Below are 21,799 nucleotides of genomic sequence, written 5' to 3'. Positions count from 1 at the left end.
GGTGGCCCGGGCCACCGGCATGGTCAGCGGGGTGATCGGGCAGTACCGCAGCAGCGGGCCGACCACGGCCCGGCAGGCAAGTTCCAGCGCCTGGGCCGAGAGGCTGCGGTTGTGCGGATTCACGATCGTGCCGATCGTCGCGGCGACCACCGCGTCCGGGAGAGCCGCTGCCTCGGGAAGGACATCCGCTGGGGCCGTGTGCCGGGAGGATTTCGCAGCCGGGGCGAGCAACGCGCCCGGGCCGGGCATCATGTGGCCGAGAACTTCACCGATTCGGATCGCCACCATCGCGCACCTACCTCTGTCGGGCGCGCCGACACCAGGACCGGGTGACGAAGGGCGAGGTGTCGGCGCTGACATCTCTCTATATGGAGATTGTCCCTCCGAACGCGCCGATAAACCACCGTGATCATTTCGGAACCTCGTCGCACCGGCTCCCGGCCCGGCTGGCAGACTGCTGTGACATGCGTGGAATCATCCTGGCCGGTGGCACCGGGTCGCGGCTGCACCCGATCACGCGCGGGGTGAGCAAACAGCTGGTCCCCGTCTACGACAAGCCGATGGTCTACTACCCGCTGTCGACGCTGATGCTGGCCGGGATCCGGGACATCCTGGTGATCACCACTCCCGAGGACGCCGATGCCTTCCGGCGGCTGCTCGGCGACGGCTCCCAGTTCGGGCTGTCGCTGGACTACGTGGTGCAGCCGGAACCGGACGGGCTGGCCCGCGCCTTCGTGCTCGGCGCCGGGCACATCGGCGCCGAGACCGTGGCACTCGTACTCGGCGACAACATCTTCCACGGCCCCGGGCTGGGCACCCGGTTGCGCCGGTTCGACGCGGTCTCCGGCGGCGCGGTGTTCGCCTATCGGGTCTCGGATCCCAGTGCCTACGGGGTGATCGAATTCGCCGACGGCACGGCGATCTCCATCGAGGAGAAACCGAAGCGGCCGCGCTCCAACTACGCCATTCCGGGCCTGTACTTCTACGACAACGACGTGGTCGGGATCGCGCGCGAGCTGCGGCCCTCGGACCGTGGCGAGTACGAGATCACCGACATCAACCGGACCTATCTGGAGCAGGGCCGGTTGCAGGTGGAGGTGCTCGCCCGCGGCAGCGCCTGGCTGGACACCGGCACCTTCGACTCGCTGCTGGACGCGTCCAACTACGTCCGCACCATCGAGCAGCGGCAGGGCCTGAAGATCGGCGTGCCGGAGGAGGTGGCCTGGCGGATGGGCTTCATCGACGACGAGCAGCTGGACCGGCTGGCGCAGCCGCTGGTGCGCTCCGGATACGGGACCTACCTATTGGGTCTGCTGGCGCACGGGCAGGAGTAGACCATGCGGATACGCGAGCTGGCGGTGCCGGGTGCGTGGGAGTTCACCCCCCGGTTGCACGGTGACGAGCGCGGCGTCTTCACCGAATCGTTCAAGGCGTCGGAGTTCGAGAAGGTGGTCGGCCGGCCGTTCGAGTTGTTGCAGGTCAACATGTCCACCTCGGCGGCGGGCGTGCTGCGGGGCATCCACTACACCGAGGATCCGCCGGGCCAGGCCAAATATGTGACCTGTGTGCGGGGTGCGTTCCTGGACGTGGTGGTGGATCTGCGGCCCGACTCGCCGACCTTCGGCGCCTGGGACAGCGTATTGCTCGACGACGCCGACCGGCGGTCGGTGTTCCTCTCCGAGGGGCTGGGGCACGCCTTGCTGTCGCTGGCGGACGAATCCACCGTCACCTACCTGTGCTCGCTGGAGTACGCCCCCGAATTCGACCGGGACCTGGACGCTTTCGATCCGGAACTGGGTATCGACTGGCCGGCCGTGGGCCGGGACGGGCAGCCGCTGACCTACGTGCGCTCGGCCAAGGACATCGCGGCCCCCGGGTTGCACACTGTGCGCCGGGCCTGAGACGACGGGACGCCGCGGTGACCAGCACCGCGGCGTCCCTGGTTTCGGGGTGGTCCGGGCCCGTCACCCGGCGAGTTCCAGCTCGTCGACGTCCTCGATCTCGGCGGCCTCCGGCTCGGCCGAACGGCGGGTGGGCAGGAAGTGGGCCAGCGCGACCAGCGCACCGATGCCCGCGACCACCACGGCGAGGATCAGACCGGGGCGGTAGGCGTGCAGCATCGCCGCGGGCGAACCGTCGCCGGTGCCGCCGGAGATCAGCGCGGTGTTCACCGCCAGCACGATCGCCGCGCCAACCTGCATGAAGGTCTGCAACACGCCCGCGGCCAGGCCCTGTTCGTCGTCGGAGATGCCGTTGGTGGCCTGGATGTTGATGGCGGGGAAGCCGATCCAGCCGATGCCGACCAGCAGCACCGCGGGCAGGATCACGGTGAGGTACGACGGGGTGGTGTCCAGCCGCAGGAACAGCAGGTAGCCGAGCGTCATCGCGACCATGGTGACCGCGATGATCGGGCCGGTGCCGAAGCGGTCCACCAGTCGGTCGGAGAACACCGACGACAGCGCCACCAGCAGGCCCACCGGCAGCAGGCCCAGTGCCAGCCGCAGCGGCGACCAGCCCAGTGAGCCCTGCAGGTACAGCGTGGCGATGAACTGGAAGCTGAAGTACGACCCGGCCACCGCCACGATGGCCAGGCACGCCCGGACCAGGGTGGCCCGGCGCAGGATCCCCAGGCGCAGCAGCGGGTACCGCACCCGCTTCTCCACCCCGATGAACGCCGTGAACAGGGCGACGACGGCGGCGAAGGAGGCCACCGAGCGGGCCGAGACCCAGCCGGCGTGCGGCGCCGAGACCACGGTGTACACCAGCAGCAACATGGCGGCGCTGGCGAACAGCGCGCCGAGCAGATCGTGCCCGCCCTCCTCGGCGGGGCCGTCCCTGCGGACCAGGATCGCCGCCGCGACCAGCGCGATCAGTGCGACCGGGACGGGCAGCAGGAAGGTCCAGCGCCAGCCGACGCCGGTCATCAGGCCGCCGAAGACCAGGCCCATCGAATAACCGCCGGCGCCGAACACGGTGTAGATGGACAGCGCCTTGTTGCGGGCCGGGCCCTCGGCGAACGTGGTGGTGATGATCGACAGGCCGGTCGGCGCGGTGAAGGCCGCGGCGAGACCCTTGACGAAGCGGGTCAGGATCAGCAACGGGCCGGAACTGACCAGGCCACCGGCCAGCGAGGCCACGGCGAACACGGCCAGCGCGATCAGGAAGACCTTGCGGCGGCCGACCAGATCCGCGGTGCGGCCGCCGAGCAGCAGCAGGCCGCCGTAGCCGAGGACGTAACCGCTGACCAGCCACTGCAGGGTCGAGGTGGACAGGTGCAGTTCCTTGCCGATGGAGGGCAGGGCGACGCCGATCATCGACACGTCCAGCCCGTCGAGGAACAGGACGATGCACAGGGTGATCAGCAGGCCCCACAGCCTGGCCGACCACCGAGTGCCGGCCGCGTCGGCGGCCGGAAGCGTTGCGGGGGAAGTCATGGCACGGAACATTACATGCGCACGCATATGATGTCTACGCATTAAATGCGGTTGCATGATTAAGCCGGGCGGACTAGGATGACGCCATGTCCAAGCCGTCGACAGTGTCGTCGGCGCGAGCGGCGGGTACCGAAGCCGCCGCATGCGTCACGGAGAATCGGCCCGGGAAGGGTCTCGCGCCGGAGCATGCGCAACCCGGTCGCGCGGAGGCCGAGCTGGTGGCCCACTGGCGCGATCTGCTGTCCCAGCACGCCGCCGTGTCCTGCGCCCTGGAGAAGGAGCTGCAGGGCCGGCACAGCATCGGGCTCAGCGAATTCGAATGCCTGGATCGGCTGGTGGACGCGGACTGCGAGAGCTACCGGATGAGCGATCTGGCCGCCGACATCTACCTGTCCCAGAGCGCACTGAGCCGGGCCGTCGCGCGCCTGGAGCGCGACGGCCTGGTCACCCGCGACATGTGCACCGACGATCGCCGGGCCATCTTCGTCTGTGTCACCGACCGCGGCCGGCTGCTGCACGCGGCCGCGGCGCCCACCCACCGCGCGGTACTGGGGGAAACGCTGCACTGAGCGGTGTTTCGCGCACCGACGGCGGCGATCCGGCGGCCGGGCGCCGACCGGCCGGACGAGCACGACCACCGCATCGGGCGAGCCCGGCGGCCGTCCACGCACGCCACCTGGATGACAGCGAATTCCCGGCGCGCGCCGTGGTCACCGGCGCGCAATCCGGCGGCTACAGCCCGGCGCGGGCCTCGTCGATCGCCGTTCGGGCGTCCTGCGCCACGGCCTTGATGTCGGTGAACGCCGAACGATAGCGGTCGATCTCCGGTTCCTTGTCGTAATAGACGGAGCCGGTGAAGGTTTCGACATAGACCACCGGCGGTTCGGGGACGTCGGCGGCGTTGTCCGGGAATTCCAGCAGTACGAAACGGCCGGTGTCCATGCCGTCGTGATAGCCGGTGTCGGTGGGCACCACCCGGACCTCGACGTTCGGCAGATCACACATCCGGCGCAGGTGTTCCAGCTGCGCCGCGGCCACCTCGGGCCCGCCGACCCGATGCCACAGCAACGTCTCGGTGATCACCGCCTCCAGCCGGATCGGCGAATGCTCGCGGGTGATCGTGGCCTGCCGGGCCGCCCGCACCGCGACCCGCCGGTCGAGTTCGGCGACCGGGATGTCCGGACGCGCCCCGACCAGGACGGCCCGGGTGTACTCCTCGCTCTGCAACAGGCCCGGGACCAGGTCGGTCTCGTAGGTGAACAGCTGCGCCGCGGCCTCTTCCAGCCCGATGTAGACCTCGAAACCCTCGGCGATCACGTCGCTGAACTCGGTCCACCAGCCGCGCGCCTTGGTCTCGCGGGCCAGCGCGGCCAGCGGTTCCACGATCTCCACCGGCGCGCCGTACACCTTGCACATCGCCTCGACATCGAGGCTGCGCAGGGAGGTCTGGCCGGTTTCGATCCGCCAGATCTTCGCCTCGGACCACTCCAGCTTCTGGGCCGCAACCCGAGTGGTCATCCGGGCCCGGTTGCGCAGATCGCGGAGCTGGCGTCCGAGCTGCCGGCGGGGCATGGTGGACCCGGTAATCGTGGATCCGTTCGTTCCGTGCGGTGGTAAAGCCATGCTTCCCCCTCGTTCGTAGGCCGAACATCGAAACCGCCCTCACGGCCCACCGAACGGCAAAACCTAACGCCAGGACCCGGATTCCTCCTTCCGGGTGTGCGATCGGATTGTTGCACAGCGGAAGATCTCACGGATACCGGTCGTGTCACATTTACGTCACCGTCGGGTATGAGCCAAACAGGATTACTTTCCGCGGCACTGTTTTCGGTAGATTTCGGCCTCGAACCGTCACGGCGAGCTCTCGAGTGGCTCCCAGACAGCGCGCAACGGGCTCGGAGGAACGTGGACGACAGTGGGATGTGATCGACCCGCCCCCAGCGAGTCGCCAGACCATAGCCGAAGAGCATGAATTCGCTGATCTTGTGACGAATTCGGTCCCGCCCGAAAAAGTTTCGCGGACGTGTAACGCGTCCGAGGGCCCGGTCCGATACGCCCCATGAACAACGAAGCTCGACTTGGATCCACCCCGGGGAATGGAGAAGACAGTGCGTACGACGTTTCCGACTTCCGTCTCGGCCGCCGAGCTGGCTGCCTCCGCGCAGGACTACATCCAGCGCGGCTGGACGGTCGCCGAAACGGCCAACGGCATCTGCCTGATCACCGACGAGGACATCGCGGCGATCGAGGTCACCGGCGAACTGGCCGCCACCGTCCGCCGCTACCTCCGCGCCAACGACCTCACCGGTCCGATCATCGAGCTGCCGGGCATCGAACGCCGCGAGATCCACATCGTCACCGGTGTTCGGAAGGCCGCCATGGCGATCGAGGCGCTGCGCGAGGCCGGTGTGGTCGTCCACGCCGACGGCGCCGGTGTGCCGCTGCCGCCGAGCCGCGTGTCGGCCGGCACCGCCGCCTGGGCCGTCGCGCCGCACGAGGCGCGCTGGACACCGCCGCTGGTGGCCGTGGCCGCCGCCGTCCGCGCGGCCCGCTCCGGCCGCAAGCCGTCGGTCGCCCGCATCGCCAGCTGAATCGGCCGGGCCGGATCTCCCGGCCCGCCGATTCTCCCGTTTTCTGTCGGGGTGACGGGTCATCATGGACCCCATGACAACCCGGAATCTGCTCCGCACCTGCCCGCTGTGCGAGGCGGTCTGCGGGCTCGAACTCACCGTCGACGCCGACGATCACGTCACCGGCGTCCGTGGCGACCGGCAGGACCCGTTCAGTCACGGATTCCTCTGCCCCAAGGGCGCCAGCCTCGGACATCTCGACGAGGATCCCGATCGGCTCACCGAGCCGATGATCCGCGACCGCGCCACCGGCGCCTGGCGCACCGCCTCCTGGGCGGCGGCCTTCGAATTCATCGCCGCGCACGTGCCCGCCGACGGCGGCCGGTCCGCCGCCCTGTACTTCGGCAATCCCAACGCGCACACCGTGGCCGGCGCCCTCTATCTGCCGGTGCTGCTGCGGGCGCTGGGCACCCGCAACCTGTTCTCCGCCAGCACCGCCGACCAGATGCCCAAACAGGTCGCCAGCGGGCTGATGTTCGGCGATCCGCTCACCGTGCCGGTCCCGGATCTGGATCGCACCGACTACCTGCTGATGCTCGGCGCCAACCCGCTGGAATCCAACGGGTCGCTGTGCACCGCACCGGATTACCCGGGTCGGATCAAGGCACTGCGGCGACGCGGCGGCCGGTTCGTGGTGGTGGATCCGCGCCGCACCCGCACCGCGAAGCAGGCCGACGAGCACATCTTCGTGCGGCCGGGCAGCGATGCCTATCTGTTGTTCGGGATCGTGCACACCCTGTTCGCCGAGCAGCTCACCACGGTCCGGGTCGAGGTCACCGGGCTGGACGAGATCCGCGCCGCGGCAGCGCCGTTCACCCCCGAGGTGGTGGCCGCGCGCACCGGCGTCCCGGCCGCCACCGTGGTCCGGCTGGCCCGGGAGCTGGCGGGCGCGCCCACCGCGGCCGTGTACGCCCGCATCGGCACCTGCACCGCCGAATTCGGCACCGTCACGCAGTGGCTGGTCGACGTGGTCAACGTGCTCACCGGCAACCTCGACTCCCCCGGCGGCGCCATGTGGGCCACCCCGGCCGCGCTCGGCATCGTGCGCAGCCGTCCGTTCCGGCTGGGCCGCTGGACCAGCCGGGTCCGCGCACTGCCCGAGGCCATGGGCGAATTCCCGGTCGCCACGCTGGCCGACGAGATCCAGACGCCGGGCGAGGGGCAGATTCGGTGGCTGGTCACGGTCGCGGGCAATCCGGTGCTCTCCGCGCCCAACGGCGCCCGGCTGGACCGGGCGCTGGCCGGGCTCGATTTCATGGTGAGCGTCGACCGGTATCTGAACGAGACCACCCGGCACGCCGATGTCATCCTGCCGCCGCCGCGCACCCTCCAGTCGCCGCACTACGATTTCGCGCTGCTGGCCTTCGCGGTGCGCAACTACGCGCGGTATTCGCCGCCGCTGGTCGCGCTGGGCGACCGGCCGTCGGAGTCCGAGGTGGTGGCCCGGCTCGCGCTGGCACTCACCGGGCAGCGGCCGGAACCGGGCGCCGACGCGCTGGCCGCCGTCGACGAGCTGGTCATCGTCGGCACCCTGCACAAGGCCGGGATGCCGGAGCGGCGCGGCGACCTGCTCGGCGCGAACACCACCGAACAGCGGCTGGACCTGATGCTGCGGCTCGGGCCGTACGGCGAGTGGAATCCGGACGCCCTGCCCACCCCCTACGGCCCGCTGAATCTGCGTGTGCTGCTGGACAATCCGCACGGTATCGACCTGGGCCCGCTGCGACCGCGGCTGCCGGAGGTGCTGCGCACCGCCTCGCGGGCGGTCGACCTGGCCCCGGAGCCGCTGCTCGCGGACGTGGCCCGGCTGACGAGCCGGCTCGGCGACGCGGCGCCCGACGTCGTGCTGATCGGCCGCCGGCAGTTGCGGTCCAACAACAGCTGGATGCACAACGTCGCGACCCTGGTGGGTGGCTCGAACCGGTGCACCCTGCACGTCCATCCCGACGACGTCAGCCGGTTGGGCCTGGGTGAGCACGCGGTGGTGAAGTCCGCCGCCGGCGCGCTCGTGGTGGCGGTGGAGCCGAACGGCGACATCATGCCCGGCGTGGTCAGCCTGCCGCACGGCTGGGGGCATGCCGACACGGCCAGTCAGACGGTGGCCAGTGCGCACGCGGGGGTCAACGCCAACGTGCTGACCGACGATTCGGTGGTGGACGTGCCGTCCGGGAACGCCGTGTTCAACGGGGTGCCGGTCACGCTGAGCCCGGCCTGATCGCCGCCTGCCCGGATGCTGGGCGGTAGCGCCGGTCCGCCACTCGGAGACCCCGGCAGTGGCGCCGGCCTGCCGCGCGAGCCGGGTCGCCGGGGTACCGGCTCAGCGCAGCTTGAAGATCACCGTGCGCTGCACGATGAAGTTGATCACGGTGGCGGTGCCCTGGGCCACCACGTAGGCCAGCGGCCTGCGCCACCACTGGTCGTCGAAGGTGAAGTAGAGAACCTGGTTGATGCCGACCTGGACGGCGAAGGTCACCGCATACAAGGCGACCACGGCGAGGAACCGCTTGCGGCTGGGCGCCGCTTGGAAGGTCCACCGCCGATTGATCAGATAGGCCGTCGTGGTGCCCGCGATGAAGCTGATCGACTTGGCGGCCGCCACCGGCAGCCCGGCCAGGCCGAGCAGCACGTACAGGCCGTAGTCGATGATCGCCGAGAATCCGCCGGACAGCACGAACCGCACGATCTGCGTCTTCAGGTCGGTGCCGGGCAGTTGTTCGTCCACGACCGGTAATTCGACCGGAAGAGGGACATGGGGCTCCGCGCTCACCCGCACGAGACTAGCGGGGCACGACGGTCCCCACGAATCTGTCCGGAACATCCGACTGCCGACGCGCCACGCCGGCCCCCGGATCGAGCCCCGCACAGCCGAACCCGGGCCGGTGCGGCCTGACCTGTGCGATCGGTCCCGGACCGGGGTGACGTGTACGACACCCGGCCCATTGTCGGGTCATGCCTGTAGCCTCTATCCCGATGTCCACGAATGCTCAGACCTCCACAGCGGTGGCCTCGGCCGAGACCACGACGGGTACCGACACGTACTCGCTGCCGACGCGTACGCGGCGGCTCACCGGATGGGGGCGTACCGCACCGACCTCCGCCGAAGTGCTCTCCACCAGCGATCCGGAGCTGATCGCGAAGGCCGTGGCGCTGGTCGCGGAAGAGAACGAGTCGAAGCCGGCCCATCTGCGCCGCGGCGTGATCGCCCGCGGCCTGGCCCGCTCCTACGGTGACAATGCCCAGAACGCCGGCGGCCTCGTCGTCGACATGACGGCGATGAGCCGCATCCACCGGATCGACCGCGACACCCATCTGGTCGATGTGGACGCCGGCGTCAACCTGGACCAGCTGATGCGGGCCGCGCTGCCGTTCGGCCTGTGGGTTCCGGTGCTGCCGGGCACCCGGCAGGTCACCGTCGGCGGCGCCATCGGCTCCGACATCCACGGCAAGAACCACCACAGCGCCGGCAGCTTCGGCAACCATGTGCGCTCGATCGACCTGCTGACCGCCGACGGTCAGATCCAGCACGTCTCCCCCAAGCGCAACGCCAAGCTGTTCTGGGCGACCATCGGCGGCTGCGGCCTGACCGGCATCATCCTGCGGGCCACCATCGAGATGACTCCGACGGAGTCCGCGTACTTCATCGCCGACGGCGATGTCACCGCCGACCTCGACGAGACCATCGCCTTCCACAGCGACGGCTCCGAGGACCGCTACGCCTACAGCTCGGCCTGGTTCGACGCGATCAGCCCGGAACCGAAGCTGGGCCGCGCCGCGATCTCCCGCGGCAATCTGGCCACGCTGGACCAGCTGCCGCCGAAGCTGCGCAAGGATCCGCTGCGCTTCAACGGCAAGACGTTCTTCACGATGCCGGACATCTTCCCGAACGGGCTGGCCAACAAGTACACCTTCACGCCGATCGGCGAGCTCTGGTACCGCAAGTCGGGCACCTACCGGGGCAAGGTACAGAGCCTGACACAGTTCTATCACCCGCTGGACATGATGGGCGAGTGGAACCGGGCCTACGGCTCCAACGGCTTCCTCCAGTACCAGTTCGTGGTGCCGCCGGAGGCGGTCGAGGAGTTCAAGAACATCATCCGCGACATCCAGCGGTCCGGGTTCTACTCCTTCCTGAACGTGTTCAAGATGTTCGGACCGGGCAACGCGGCGCCGCTGAGCTTCCCGATGCCGGGCTGGAACATCTGCGTCGACTTCCCGATCAAGGCGGGGCTCAACGACTTCGTCACCGAACTCGACCGTCGCGTGCTGGAGTTCGGTGGCCGCCTGTACACGGCGAAGGACTCCCGCACCTCCGCGGAGACCTTCCATCAGATGTATCCCCGGATCGACGAGTGGATCAAGGTCCGCCGCAGCGTCGATCCGCACGGTGTGTTCATGTCCGATATGGCGAGAAGGCTGGAGCTGCAGTGAGCGGTGAGATCAGCAAATGATCAACGCAGTGGGTAACCCGCAGGCGATTCTGCTGCTGGGTGGTACCTCGGAGATCGGTCTGGCGATCGTGGGCGAGTACCTGAAGAAGGGCCCGGCCCGCGTCATCCTCGCCGCCCTGCCGAACGATCCGCTGCGCGCGGACGCGGTGGCGCAGGTCGAGGCCGCCGGCGCCGCGTCGGTCGAACTGGTCGACTTCGACGCGCTGGACACCGGCAGCCACCCGAAGGTGATCGAGGCCGCCTGGGCCGAGAGCGATGTCGACGTGGCGATCGTCGCCTTCGGTATCGACGGCGACGGCGAAGTCTTCTGGCAGGACCAGCGCAAGGCCGTGATGATGGCCGAGATCAACTACACCGCGGCGGTGTCGGTGGGTGTGCTGCTGGCCGAGAAGATGAAGGCGCAGGGCTACGGCCGCATCCTCGCGATGTCCTCGGTGGCGGGCGAGCGGGTGCGCCGATTCAACTTCGTGTACGGCTCGACGAAGGCCGGTCTCGACGGCTTCTACCTCGGCCTCGGCGAGGCGCTGCGGCCCTTCGGCGCGCGGGTGCTGGTGATCCGCCCCGGTCAGGTGCGCACCAAGCTGTCCGCGCACGTCAAGGAGAACGCGCTCACCGTCGACAAGAACGACGTGGCGGCGCAGGCGGTGGCCGCGGCAGAGAAGGGCCGCGAGATCATCTGGGTCCCGGGCACCTTCCGCTGGGTGATGATGATCCTCCGCCACGTGCCGCGGCCGATCTTCCGCAGGCTCCCCCTCTGATCCGGCCGGTGGGCCGGGGCGGAACCGCTCTCGGGCCCACCGGTTTTCCGTATCGGTCCGCAGTTGCCGTCCTGGCACCGGTCGTGCCGTTCGCCTGCGCGCCGCACCCGGGTGCCGATTCGTGCCGTTCGCCTGTGCGCCGTACCGGGGTGCCGATTCGGTCGGACCCGGCCGTCCGGTCCGGGGCTGTCGAGCCGGGATCTCGGCGCGAGCGGCTACGGCGGGATCGGACCGACCGGTACTGGAAGACGTGCGCGTATGCCTCCCCACCGGACAGCTCGCGCGGGCACGTGTTCCGCTGTTCGCGACTTGTCCACAGGCATGGCCGACACTCCACCCGATTGGTTTTCCACAGCCGCCGAGCCGCTGTGGCCGCCACCACGTGATTGTGCACAGGCCGTAGCGGCGGGCCGGATCGCTGTGCGGTTGGTTCCGGAAGGCTCCACGGCGCTGCACCCGTGCGCGCTGCAACGCACCTAACGTGGCCGGTCAGCAGATGGATCGCGGCGGTTTTCCACAGCTGGATCGCCGGGATCGCAGACCGGCGGGTCGTCCGGAATCGGGTGCTGCGCGGATATCCACAGGCGGTCGGGGCCGGGTCCGGCACGTCGGTATCGAGGATTCGGTGGCGGGTGATCCGTCCACAGCACGGTGGTTATCCACAGGGAAGCCTCGGTTATCCACAGGCTGGACTCACGATACCGACCGGACGGGCCGGACGTCCGGGGCGGCGGTATCCCACGGGCCGTGCGGGCCGCGCGGCGGCAAGTAGGCTGACGCACGGCCCGGGTCCAGAGGCTACGAAGAGGTGCGGAGGCGGCGTTGCGAGAACTTGTCCGGCAGGTCGGCGCGGGGCTCGGTGAGGCGGTGCTCGCGACCGTGGTCGCGGTGGTCGTCGCGGCCGTCGGGCTGGAGGCGTTCTCGCTCGTGCACTGGCCGGCGTTCAACTCCTCCAATGTGACTCGGTCGATCACCACGGTCGGGCAGGTCGCCTGCGCGGTCCTGCTGGTCGCCGCGGTGACCCTGATCCGGCTGCACCGGCTGCCCTGGCTCGCGAGACTGCTGGCGTGGGCGGGCATCTCGGGCTTCGTGACGGTCACGCTCGGGATGCCGCTGGCGGCCACCAAGTTGTACCTGCTCGGTGTATCGGTGGATCAGGAGTTCCGCACCGAATATCTGACCCGGCTCACCGACAGTCCCGCGCTGCACGACATGACCTATGCCGGGCTGCCGCCGTTCTATCCGGCGGGCTGGTTCTGGTTCGGCGGCCGGGTGGCGCACCTGCTGGGCCTGGCGGGCTGGGAGGCGTTCAAGCCCTGGGCGATCCTCTCGCTCGCCATCGCCTCGGTGCTGGCACATGTGCTGTGGTCGAGGCTGATTCGCGCCGATTGGGCGGTCGCGGTGGCGGCGGTGACCACGACGGTCATGGTGGCGTACGCCTCGCCGGAGGCCTACAGCGCCGTGCTGGTGATCCTGTTCGCGCCCGCCATGGTGCTGGCCTGGGGAGCGCTGTACCGGCCGGCGTTGCTGCCGGCTGCCGGACCCGCGGCCACCGGTGCGGACCCCACCCACCGGCGGTCGCCGGCGACCGCCGGTGGGTGGGGTGCGACGGTGGGAACCGGACTGTTCCTGGGCGTTTCGGCAATGAGTTACAGCCTGTTCTTCGCGGTCGCGGTGTTCGCCGTGGTGCTGATGGGGCTGCTGGCCTGGCTGGCGTCGTGGTGGCCGCGGCGCAGCGGGGCCTGGCGGTTGTTGCGGCCCATCCTGATTCGCCTGATCGGGATGGGTGTACTGGCGGGGGTGCTGGCGCTGCTGGTGTGGGCGCCATATATCGCGAAGGCGCTCGGCGGCGGAAAGGCGCTGTCCAACACCGCCTTCCATTACCTGCCGGAGTCCGGATCACGGCTGCCGCTGCCGATGTTCGACTTCTCGCTGCTGGGTGCGCTGTGCCTGGTCGGGACCATCTGGCTGGTGTTGCGGTCGGGTGCGTCGCGGCGGGCGCAGGGGCTGGGGATCGCGGTGGTCGCGATCTATCTGTGGTCGCTGCTGTCGATGGTGGTCACGGTCGGCGGGACCACGCTGTTGTCGTTCCGGCTGGAGCCGATCCTGCAGGTGCTGCTCGCCGCGGCGGGTGTGTTCGGACTCGCCGAGGGCGGTCGCGCGGTCTTCCGGGCGTTGAACGAGCCGGCGCGGTTCCGGGCGGTGGCCGTGGTGGTGGCCGTGCTGGCGGCGCTGGCCTTCGCACAGGACATTCCGAACATCCTGAGCAACGAGATCACCACCGCCTACACCGATACCGACGGCAACGGCGACCGCGCCGACAAGCGCAGTCCGTCGGCGGTGTCGTACTACCGGGCGGTCGACGCGGCTCTGCTCGCCGATACCGGACAGCCGCGGGACCACACGGTGGTGCTGACCGCCGACACCGGTTTCCTGGCCTTCTACCCCTACTACGGTTTCCAGGCGCTCACCTCGCACTACGCCAATCCGCTGGCCGACTTCGCCGGACGGGCCCACGAGATCGGGCGCTGGAGCTCGCTGAAATCGCCGGCCGAACTGCTCGACGCCCTGGCCGCGTGCCCGTGGCGGGCGCCGGACGCGTTCGTGTTCCGCAGCAGCGGGGACACCTACACGCTGCGACTGTCCGAGGACGTCTACCCCAACGATCCGAACGTGCGGCGGTACACGGTGAGCTTCCCCAAGGCGCTGTTCGACGATCCGCGTTTCCACAGCACGAACATCGGGCCGTTCACGGTGATCACCGTCCGGCGCTGACGCCCGGCGGTCCGGCCCGTACACCTCGGATCCACCTGTGAGCGGGACTACATTCATGCATATTCCCTCCGAACTGTGCACAAGGTTGTGGATAACCGCACATTCCTGTGGATAACTCCGACTTCTGTGGATAACTCGACGGCTGGTCCCGGGCCCGGCCCTGCCGCGGGCGACCGATTCGCGCGGTTGTGGCCGGAGCGCCGAGCCTCGGTGGCGGATGTGGGTGGAATCCGCGATTGCGGTGGCTAGCATCGTGCTTCGTGCGCGCAGACTTCCCGGCCTCGTCCCGGATCCGGCTGATCGCTTTGCTGTCAGGACTGTTCGGTGTACTGCTGGCGGTGGCGGTGCCGCTGTTACCGGTGCGCCAGGACCGTGCCGTCCTGGACTGGCCGCAGCCGCAGTCGGTCGAGGTGCAGGCCCCGCTGGTGGCGTATGTGCCGCTGGCCGTGGATATTTCGGTGCCGTGCGCGGCGATCCGTGAGCTGCCGAGCGGAACGGTGCTCGCCACCGTCCCGGCCCAGGCGCCCCAAGCCGGTGCAAAAGGGCTGGTGGCCAAGGTGATCGCGGGAACCACCCCCGGCTCCGACGCTGGAAGCGCGGCAGCCGAACCGGGTTCGGCGTCGAGCTCCGACATTGCCGGAAACCCGGGCACGGCAACGGGTCCGGGCACCGCCGGGAACCCGGGCACGGCGCCGGGTGGGGGCACGAGCGGGCCGGTGTTGTCGGTGATCGTGCGCGATATCCCGTTGTTCCAGGTGCCGGTGGCCGAGATCGCCGAATGTGGCGAGCTCACGGTGCATTCCACCGCCACGCTCACCACCGCGGAGCTCACCGGTGTCCGGCATGCCGACGGAACTCCCTATCGCGCCACCGTGACCAGTGACGCCCGGCCGCAGATCGTCGGTGTCTTCACCGATCTGGATCGGGCGCAACTCGGCGCCGCGCGCCTGCACGCCGATATCGACTCGCGGTTCTCGTCCCGGCCGAGCGCGCTGAAGCTGGTCGCCGTCGTCGGCGCCGTGCTGTTCACGCTGGTGGCGCTGGTCGCGCTGCATCTGCTCGACACCACCGACGGGCGGCGGGCGCGGCGGGCGCTGCCCGCGCACTGGTGGCGATTCACCTGGGCCGACGCGGTCACCCTGGGCACGCTGGTGCTGTGGTACCTGATCGGCGCCAACACCTCCGACGACGGCTACATCCTGACCATGGCGCGGGTGTCCCGGCACGCGGGCTACATGGCGAACTACTACCGCTGGTTCGGGGTGGCAGAGGCGCCGTTCGGCTGGCCCTACGAGGTGCTGGCGTGGATGACCCGCCTCACCGACGCCAGTCCCTGGATGCGACTGCCCGCGCTGCTGGCCGGGGTGCTCTGCTGGCTGGTGATCAGCCGGGAGGTGCTGCCGCGGCTGGGCTGCCGGGTGCGGCGGCGCCGGGATGTCCACGATGTCCGGCAGGCGCAGATCCTCGGGCCCCGGCAGCGGCGGCCCGGACATCCGGACGCGTTGCGGATCAGCGGCGTCGCGCGCTGGACGGCGGCGCTGGTCTTCCTCGCGGCCTGGCTGCCCTACGACAACGGCCTGCGGCCGGAGCCGCTGATCGCGCTCGGCGCGCTGCTCACCTGGTGCGGGATCGAACGGGCCATCGCCACCCGCCGCCTGCTGCCCGCCGCGCTGGCGGTGCTGATCGCGGCCTTCTCTCTGGCCGCCGGGCCGACCGGGCTGATCTGCCTGGCCGCGCTCATCGCGGGGTCCCGGCCGGTGCTCCAGGTGCTCATCGCCCGCGCGCTCGGCCGCCCCACGCCGGGACTCGGCGGAGCGGTGGACCGCAAGGGATCGGGCCGATCGACCGACGCGCGGCGGTCCGGCCCGGCCACGGACTCCGGGCGGTCGGCTCGGGCGTCGGGTGCCGGGCACGAGGATCGGGCCTCGGACAGCGCTGCCGATCACCAGGCACAGGGCGCACGGGAGGGACGCGGAGACTTGCCCGGCGCGAAGGTCGCCGAGCAGCCGGTCTGGCTGCGGTTCGCGGCGCTGCTGGCGCCCGGGATCGCGGCCGGAACGCTGGTGCTGGTGGTGGTCTTCGCCGATCAGACCCTGGCGTCGGTGCTGGAGGCGACGCGGGTGCGCACGTTGATCGGGCCGAATGTGGCCTGGTTCGACGAGCGCACCCGGTGGGATTCGCTGCTGATGTTGTCGCCGGACGGCGGGCTGGCCCGGCGATTCGGGATCCTGGGGATGGTGTTGTGCCTCGGGGTGTGCGTGCTGGTGATGCTGCGCAGGAACGGGCGTATTCCGGGGACCTCGCGGGGGCCGGCGGCGCGGGTGCTCGGCATCGTGTTCATGTCGCTGCTGCTGATGATGTTCACGCCGACCAAGTGGACGCATCACTTCGGCGTGTACGCCGGCCTCGCCGGCTCGCTGGCGGCGCTGACCGCGATGGCGGTGGGCAGCAACAGTATTCGCGCGCCCTACAATCGGTCGCTGTTCGCCGCGGCGGTGTGTTTCCTGCTCGCGATCACCTTCACCGGATCCAACGGCTGGTGGTACGTGTCCAGTTACGGTGTGCCGTGGTGGGACAAGCCGCCGATGATCGCGGGCAAGGGCTTCTCGACGGCGTTCCTGGGCCTGGCGGCGCTGTGCCTGCTGGTCGCGGCCTGGCGGTACTACCGGCAGCCGTATCTCGGGGCCCGCGCCGCCGGTGGCACCGTCCGGAGTCGTTTCGATCGGTTCGCCGTCGAGCCGCTGACCGTCGCCGCCGCGGCGATGGTGCTGTTCGAGGTGGCCTCGTTCGGGAAGGCGGCGGTGACCCAGTACCCGGCCTATTCCCTCGCGGCGTCGAACCTGCGCGCGCTGACCGGGCGGCCGTGCGCGCTGGCGGACGAGGTGCTGGTGGAGACCGACACGGCCGATTCGCTGCTGGCGCCCTACAGCGGCGACGCTCGGGACGCGCTGGCGGCCTCGCCCGCGGACAATGCCGGGTTCACGCCCGACGGGGTCGCCGACGATCTCACCGCCGATCCGGACGAGACCGTGGTCGGGGGCGCCAATTCGGTCAACGCCAATTCGAAGAACAAGACCACCCGCACCACCGCGGCCGGGACCGGCGGCGGGATCGCCACCCGGCCGGGCCTGAACGGCAGTACCGCGCTGCTGCCCTTCGGCCTCGATCCGGCGCGCACGCCGGTGCTGGGCAACTACACCACCGGCGACAAGCAGCCCGCCCATCTGACCTCGCAGTGGTATCGGCTGGATCCGGCCGCGCGGCAGGATCCGGATCGGCCGGTGCTGGTGGTGACCGCGGCCGGGCGGATCAAGTCGATCGACAAGGACGGGGTCGTCAACTACGGGCAGGACCTGCGGCTGGACTTCGGCCACCGCGATGCCGACGGTTCGGTCGCGCCGCTGACCTCGGTGCTGCCGCTGGACATCGGCGGCGCGCCGTCGTGGCGCAACCTCCGGGTGCCGCTGGACCGGGTGCCCGCCAACGCCGACGCGGTGCGCCTGGTCGCGGTCGCCGGCGATCTGACCTCCCGGCAGTGGCTGGCGGTGACCCCGCCGCGGCTGCCCCGGCTGGCCACGCTGGACGCCGTGGTCGGGCGGACCGATCCGGTGCTGGCGGATTGGCATGTCGGACTGGCCTTCCCATGCCAGCGGCCGTTCGATCACCGCGACGGCGTGGCGGAGGTCCCGCGCTGGCGGATCCTGCCCGACCGGGTCGGCTCCGACGCCGCCAACGCCTGGGAGGACGACATCGGCGGCGGCCCGCTGGGCTGGACCGGGCTGCTGGCGAAATCGGCGACGCTGGCCACCTATCTGAACCACAACTGGAATCGGGACTGGGGTGAGCTGGAGCGCTTCACCCCGTACCGGCCGGAGGCCCGGCCCGGCACCGTCGACGTGACGGTCCACGACCGCTGGGGCCGGGAGAAGGACGCACCGATCAAGACACGCTGACCGCGGGATTCCGATCCGGCGGCGGATGTCCCGCCGGAACGGAATCAGCTGTGTGCTGGTGTGCACTGTGGGCGGATATCGGCTCGATGCGGATACCATTCCGAACCGTGTCCGATGTCGCAACCGCAGTCCTGACGAAACCGGCACCGCTACCACCGGTGCCGACTCCGAGCGATTACCGTGCCGCGCGGTGGATCGCCGCGATCGCCGGACTGCTCGGCGCGCTGTTCGCGCTCGCCACCCCCTTCCTGCCGGTGGTGCAGACCACCGCCGAGGTCAACTGGCCGCAGGGCGGCGCCATCGGCAGTGTCGAGGCGCCGCTGATGTCACAGGTGCCGGTCGATCTGCGGGCCAGCATCCCCTGCACGCTGGCCGCCCAGTTGCAGCAGGGCGGGCTGTTGCTGAACACCGCGCCGCCGCAGGGCGATCGGTCGGCGCTGCAATCGCTGTTCGTGCGCGTCACCGACGATTCGGTGGACGTGGTGGACCGCAACGCCATCGTCGCGACCGCGAAGCGCGCCGATCTCGGCCGCTGCTCGTCGATCGACATCGCCTCCGACATCAACCGCACCGCGGCGGCGTTCACCGGGCTCACGGCCACGGTCGAGCGGCCGGTGGCCGGGGGGCCGGCCGGGGCCACCGAACAGGTCACCGTGCCCGTCGAGGGCGCCCTGAACGGAGACCTGCGGCCGCAGGTGGTCGGCATCTTCTCCGATCTGAAGGGGCCGGCGCCGGCGGGGCTGGCCTTCCACATGACCGTCGACTCCCGGTTCACCTCGCATCCGACGGTGACGAAGCTGATCGCGACGATCGCCGCGGTGCTGTGCACCCTGCTGGCGCTGGTGGCGCTGGCCCGGCTGGATCTCGCCGACGGGCGCGGCCACCGCCGCATCATGCCCGCCCGCTGGCTGCGGCCCACCTGGGGTGACGGCGCGGTGATCGGCACGCTGCTGGTGTGGCACTTCATCGGCGCCAACACCTCCGACGACGGCTACATCCTGACCATGGTCCGGGTCGCCCCGCACGCGGGGTATCTGGCCAACTACTTCCGCTGGTACGGCGTGCCGGAGGCGCCGTTCGGCTGGTACTACTACGTGATCCAGGAGTTCGCGAACCTCTCCACCGCGAGCTGGTGGGTGCGCATTCCGGCGCTGCTCTGCGGCATCCTGTGCTGGCTGGTGATCAGCCGGGAGGTGCTGCCTCGGCTGGGCCGCGGCACCCGCGGGGCGCTGGGCCGCAAGAGCATCGTCCGCGGCGACTCCGTCGCGCTGTGGACCGCGGGCATGGTGTTCCTGGCGTTCTGGCTGCCGTTCGACAACGGCCTGCGCTCGGAGCCGATCGTGGCGCTCGGCGCACTGCTGACCTGGGTATCGCTGGAACGGGCCATCGCCACCAGCCGGTTGCTGCCGGCCGCGATCGCGGTGTTCTTCGCGGCGTTCACCCTCGCCGCGGCGCCCACCGGGCTGATGTGTGTGGCCGCGCTGCTGGCCGCCATCCGCCCGCTGGTGCGCATCGTGGTGCGGCACCGCCGGGAACTGGTCGCCCGGGGCGCGAGCCGCTGGTGGGGTGCGACGCTGCCACCGCTGGCCCCGATCGTCGCGGCCGGGGTGCTGGTGCTGACCGTCGTGTACGGCGACCAGACCTTCGCCAATATCCAGGAGGCCGACCGGATCCGGCAGATCACCGGCCCGAACCTGGCCTGGTGGGAGGACTACCTCCGGTACTACTACCTCTTCGTGCAGACGGTCGACGGCTCGCTGTCGCGCCGCTTCGCCTTCCTCGTGATGATCCTCTGCCTGATCACCACCGCGCTGGTGCTGCTGCGGCGGCGGCAGGTGCCCGGCCTGGCCTCCGGGCCGACCTGGCGGCTGATCGGAATGGTCGCCGGAACCATTTTCTTCATGATGTTCAACCCGACCAAGTGGACCCACCACTTCGGCGCCTACGCGGGCATCGCGGGCGCGCTGGCGGCGGCGACCGCGGTCGCGGTGGGCCGGACCACGCTGCGCTCGCGCAAGAGCCGGTCGATCTTCCTGGCGGCGCTGTTGTTCGTGCTGGCGGTCTCGTTCTCCGGCATCAACGGGTACTGGTACGTCTCCAGCTACGGTGTGCCGTGGTTCGACAAGCCGGTGCAGGTGCACGGGCATCAGTCCAACACGATCATGCTGGTGCTGTTCGGGCTCGCGCTGATCCTGGTGGGCTGGCAGGCGCTGCGCGAGGACTACATCGCCCCGCCGGGTGAGCGGCCGCGGCGCGGCGCGGTGTTCCGGTGGGCGGCCGGGGTGCCGCTGACCGTCGTCGCGCTGCTGATGGTCGGTTTCGAGGTGCTGTCGCTGGCCAAGGGCGCCTACACCCAGTACCCGTCGTATTCGCTGGCCCGCTCGAATTTCGATGCGCTGGGCGGCAATTCGTGCGGTCTCGCCAACGACGTGCTGGTCGAGGGCAATGTCAACAGCGGCAACCTGACCCCGATCGTGGATCCGGCCCACCCGCCGAAGAACGGCGACCCGCTCGGCGGCGAGAACCCGACCGGCTTCGACCCGAACGGCGTGCCCGACACCCTGAAGGCCGATTCGGTCGAGGTGAAGCCGGGTTCCGGCAACACCACCACGCAGTCTGTCGGCGTGAACGTCGCGGACGGGCAGAGCGCGGGCACCGGCGGCGGCCGCGTCGCCGACGCCGGAGTCAACGGCAGCACGGTGGCGCTGCCGTTCGGCCTGGATCCGAAGACCACGCCGGTGCAGGGCAGTTACCAGGCCGGCATCCAGGAGCCGGCGCATCTGACCTCCAGCTGGTACCAGCTGCCGGCGCGCTCCGCGCAGTCGCCGCTGGTGGTGATCTCGGCCGCCGGGCGCATCCTGTCCTTCGACACCGCGGGCGCGTTGGTGTACGGCCAGGATCTGGAGGTGGAGTACGGCAAGCGCAATGCCGACGGCACCGTCACCAAGCTGGGCAGCACGCTGCCACGCGATATCGGCCCGGCCCCGGCCTGGCGCAACCTGCGCGTGCCGATCGACGCGCTGGCACCCGACGCCGACGCGATCCGCATCGTCGCCAACCGGAACGTGCTGATCGGCGACCAGTGGCTCGCCTTCACTGCCCCCCGAGTACCGACCTTGCAGACGCTCGGCGACTACATCGGGACGAAGCAGGAGGTCCTGGAGGACTGGGCGGTGGGCCTGCAATTCCCCTGCCAGCAACCGTTCCTGCACCGCGACGGCGTGGCCGACATGCCGAACTTCCGGATCAAGCCGGACCGTCCGCTGGCGGTCAGCTCGACCGACACCTGGCAGGCGGAGGAGTTCGGCGGCCCCAACGGCTTCGCCAACATGCTGGCCGGCGCCTCGACCGTCCCGACCTATCTGAAGGGCGACTGGGCACGGGACTGGGGTTCGCTGGAGCGCTACGACCGGTACTACCCGAACGCGACGCCCGCGAAGATCGACACCGGCGAGCAGACCCGGTCCGGGTTCTGGTCACCGGGCAAGATCCGGATGTACTGAGAGAGCGACTTTCGGAACGGGCGGGCGGCGCACTCGGAAGGGTGCGCCGCCCGCGTTTCGTCTCCGGAACTCGGAACGAGCGGATGAATCAGTGGTCGTGTTCGATATGCTCGAACCACTCGTAGACGGGCAGACTGCCCTCGGCGGTGTCCTGTCGGCGTGGGGTGGCCTTGAACCGCTCGTAGCCGCCTTGATGCGCAACCCGTAACTCGATGCCCGGCGGAGTGATCGGCACAATCCGATGCGACAGGTCGTCCGGTCCGCCTTCTAGTACAGCCTTCGGTGAGCTACCCATAGC

14 protein-coding genes and 1 pseudogene are annotated in these 21,799 nt (G+C 70.0%); 10 read left to right on the top strand and 5 right to left on the bottom strand.

Annotation, left to right across the window (positions count from 1 at the left end):
- Positions 1-288, bottom strand: a pseudogene (locus LBW94_RS30265) (hypothetical protein); the annotation flags it as partial.
- A 176-nt stretch (positions 289-464) separates the two neighbouring features.
- On the opposite strand from LBW94_RS30265, the gene rfbA reads away from it, so the two are divergent.
- Positions 465-1,334: a glucose-1-phosphate thymidylyltransferase RfbA gene (gene rfbA / locus LBW94_RS30260; protein ID WP_225058101.1), complete on the top strand. Its 870-nt coding sequence runs from the start codon at positions 465-467 to the stop codon at positions 1,332-1,334.
- A 3-nt stretch (positions 1,335-1,337) separates the two neighbouring features.
- A complete protein-coding gene (locus LBW94_RS30255) occupies positions 1,338-1,901 on the top strand; it encodes a dTDP-4-dehydrorhamnose 3,5-epimerase family protein (RefSeq protein WP_225058100.1) in 564 nt (187 codons plus the stop codon).
- Between the two features lie 63 nt (positions 1,902-1,964).
- Here the strand turns inward: LBW94_RS30255 and LBW94_RS30250 are convergent, their stop codons facing one another.
- Positions 1,965-3,434: an MFS transporter gene (locus LBW94_RS30250; protein WP_225058099.1), complete on the bottom strand. Its 1,470-nt coding sequence runs from the start codon at positions 3,432-3,434 to the stop codon at positions 1,965-1,967.
- Positions 3,435-3,520: 86 nt separating this feature from the next.
- Between LBW94_RS30250 and LBW94_RS30245 the strand changes: the two genes are divergently transcribed.
- Entirely contained in the window at positions 3,521-4,003 is a 483-nt protein-coding gene (locus LBW94_RS30245; protein ID WP_225058098.1) for a MarR family winged helix-turn-helix transcriptional regulator, read from the top strand.
- Positions 4,004-4,166: 163 nt separating this feature from the next.
- Here LBW94_RS30245 and LBW94_RS30240 read toward each other — a convergent pair whose 3' ends face one another.
- Entirely contained in the window at positions 4,167-5,006 is an 840-nt protein-coding gene (locus tag LBW94_RS30240; protein WP_225058097.1) for a helix-turn-helix domain-containing protein, read from the bottom strand.
- Between the two features lie 524 nt (positions 5,007-5,530).
- Here LBW94_RS30240 and LBW94_RS30235 point away from each other — a divergent pair.
- Positions 5,531-6,025 (top strand): hypothetical protein, encoded by a 495-nt coding sequence (locus LBW94_RS30235; RefSeq protein ID WP_225058096.1) that lies wholly within the window; start codon positions 5,531-5,533, stop codon positions 6,023-6,025.
- Positions 6,026-6,098: 73 nt separating this feature from the next.
- Positions 6,099-8,279, top strand: a complete 2,181-nt coding sequence (locus tag LBW94_RS30230; protein WP_225058095.1) for a molybdopterin-dependent oxidoreductase — start codon at positions 6,099-6,101, stop codon at positions 8,277-8,279.
- A 102-nt stretch (positions 8,280-8,381) separates the two neighbouring features.
- On the opposite strand, the gene LBW94_RS30225 is transcribed toward LBW94_RS30230, so the two are convergent.
- Positions 8,382-8,882 carry a GtrA family protein gene (locus LBW94_RS30225; protein WP_225058094.1) on the bottom strand — a complete coding sequence of 167 codons (501 nt, stop codon included), beginning with the start codon at positions 8,880-8,882 and terminating at the stop codon, positions 8,382-8,384.
- Between the two features lie 152 nt (positions 8,883-9,034).
- On the opposite strand from LBW94_RS30225, the gene LBW94_RS30220 reads away from it, so the two are divergent.
- From LBW94_RS30220 to LBW94_RS30200, 5 genes are all read left to right on the top strand, one after another.
- The gene (locus tag LBW94_RS30220; protein ID WP_225058093.1) at positions 9,035-10,492 is read left to right on the top strand and encodes an FAD-binding oxidoreductase; all 1,458 of its coding nucleotides are present in this window, start codon (positions 9,035-9,037) and stop codon (positions 10,490-10,492) included.
- A 16-nt stretch (positions 10,493-10,508) separates the two neighbouring features.
- Complete coding sequence (locus tag LBW94_RS30215; protein ID WP_225058092.1) at positions 10,509-11,270, top strand: decaprenylphospho-beta-D-erythro-pentofuranosid-2-ulose 2-reductase; 762 nt, start codon at positions 10,509-10,511, stop codon at positions 11,268-11,270.
- Positions 11,271-12,092: 822 nt separating this feature from the next.
- Complete coding sequence (locus LBW94_RS30210) at positions 12,093-14,045, top strand: galactan 5-O-arabinofuranosyltransferase (protein WP_225058091.1); 1,953 nt, start codon at positions 12,093-12,095, stop codon at positions 14,043-14,045.
- A 260-nt stretch (positions 14,046-14,305) separates the two neighbouring features.
- On the top strand, positions 14,306-17,998 hold the full coding sequence (locus tag LBW94_RS30205; RefSeq protein WP_225058090.1) for an arabinosyltransferase domain-containing protein: 3,693 nt from the start codon (positions 14,306-14,308) through the stop codon (positions 17,996-17,998).
- A gap of 107 nt (positions 17,999-18,105) precedes the next feature.
- Complete coding sequence (locus tag LBW94_RS30200) at positions 18,106-21,501, top strand: arabinosyltransferase domain-containing protein (RefSeq protein ID WP_416276978.1); 3,396 nt, start codon at positions 18,106-18,108, stop codon at positions 21,499-21,501.
- An 88-nt stretch (positions 21,502-21,589) separates the two neighbouring features.
- Here the strand turns inward: LBW94_RS30200 and LBW94_RS30195 are convergent, their stop codons facing one another.
- Positions 21,590-21,796 (bottom strand): DUF5988 family protein, encoded by a 207-nt coding sequence (locus LBW94_RS30195; protein ID WP_225058089.1) that lies wholly within the window; start codon positions 21,794-21,796, stop codon positions 21,590-21,592.
- Between the last annotated feature and the right edge of the window lie 3 nt (positions 21,797-21,799).

Origin of the sequence: Nocardia sp. alder85J, from assembly GCF_020176955.2 — a bacterium.
Classification (GTDB): Bacteria; Actinomycetota; Actinomycetes; order Mycobacteriales; family Mycobacteriaceae; genus Nocardia.
Note: the sequence above shows the minus strand (reverse complement) of the source record. Positions and strands in the feature narration are given on the sequence as shown.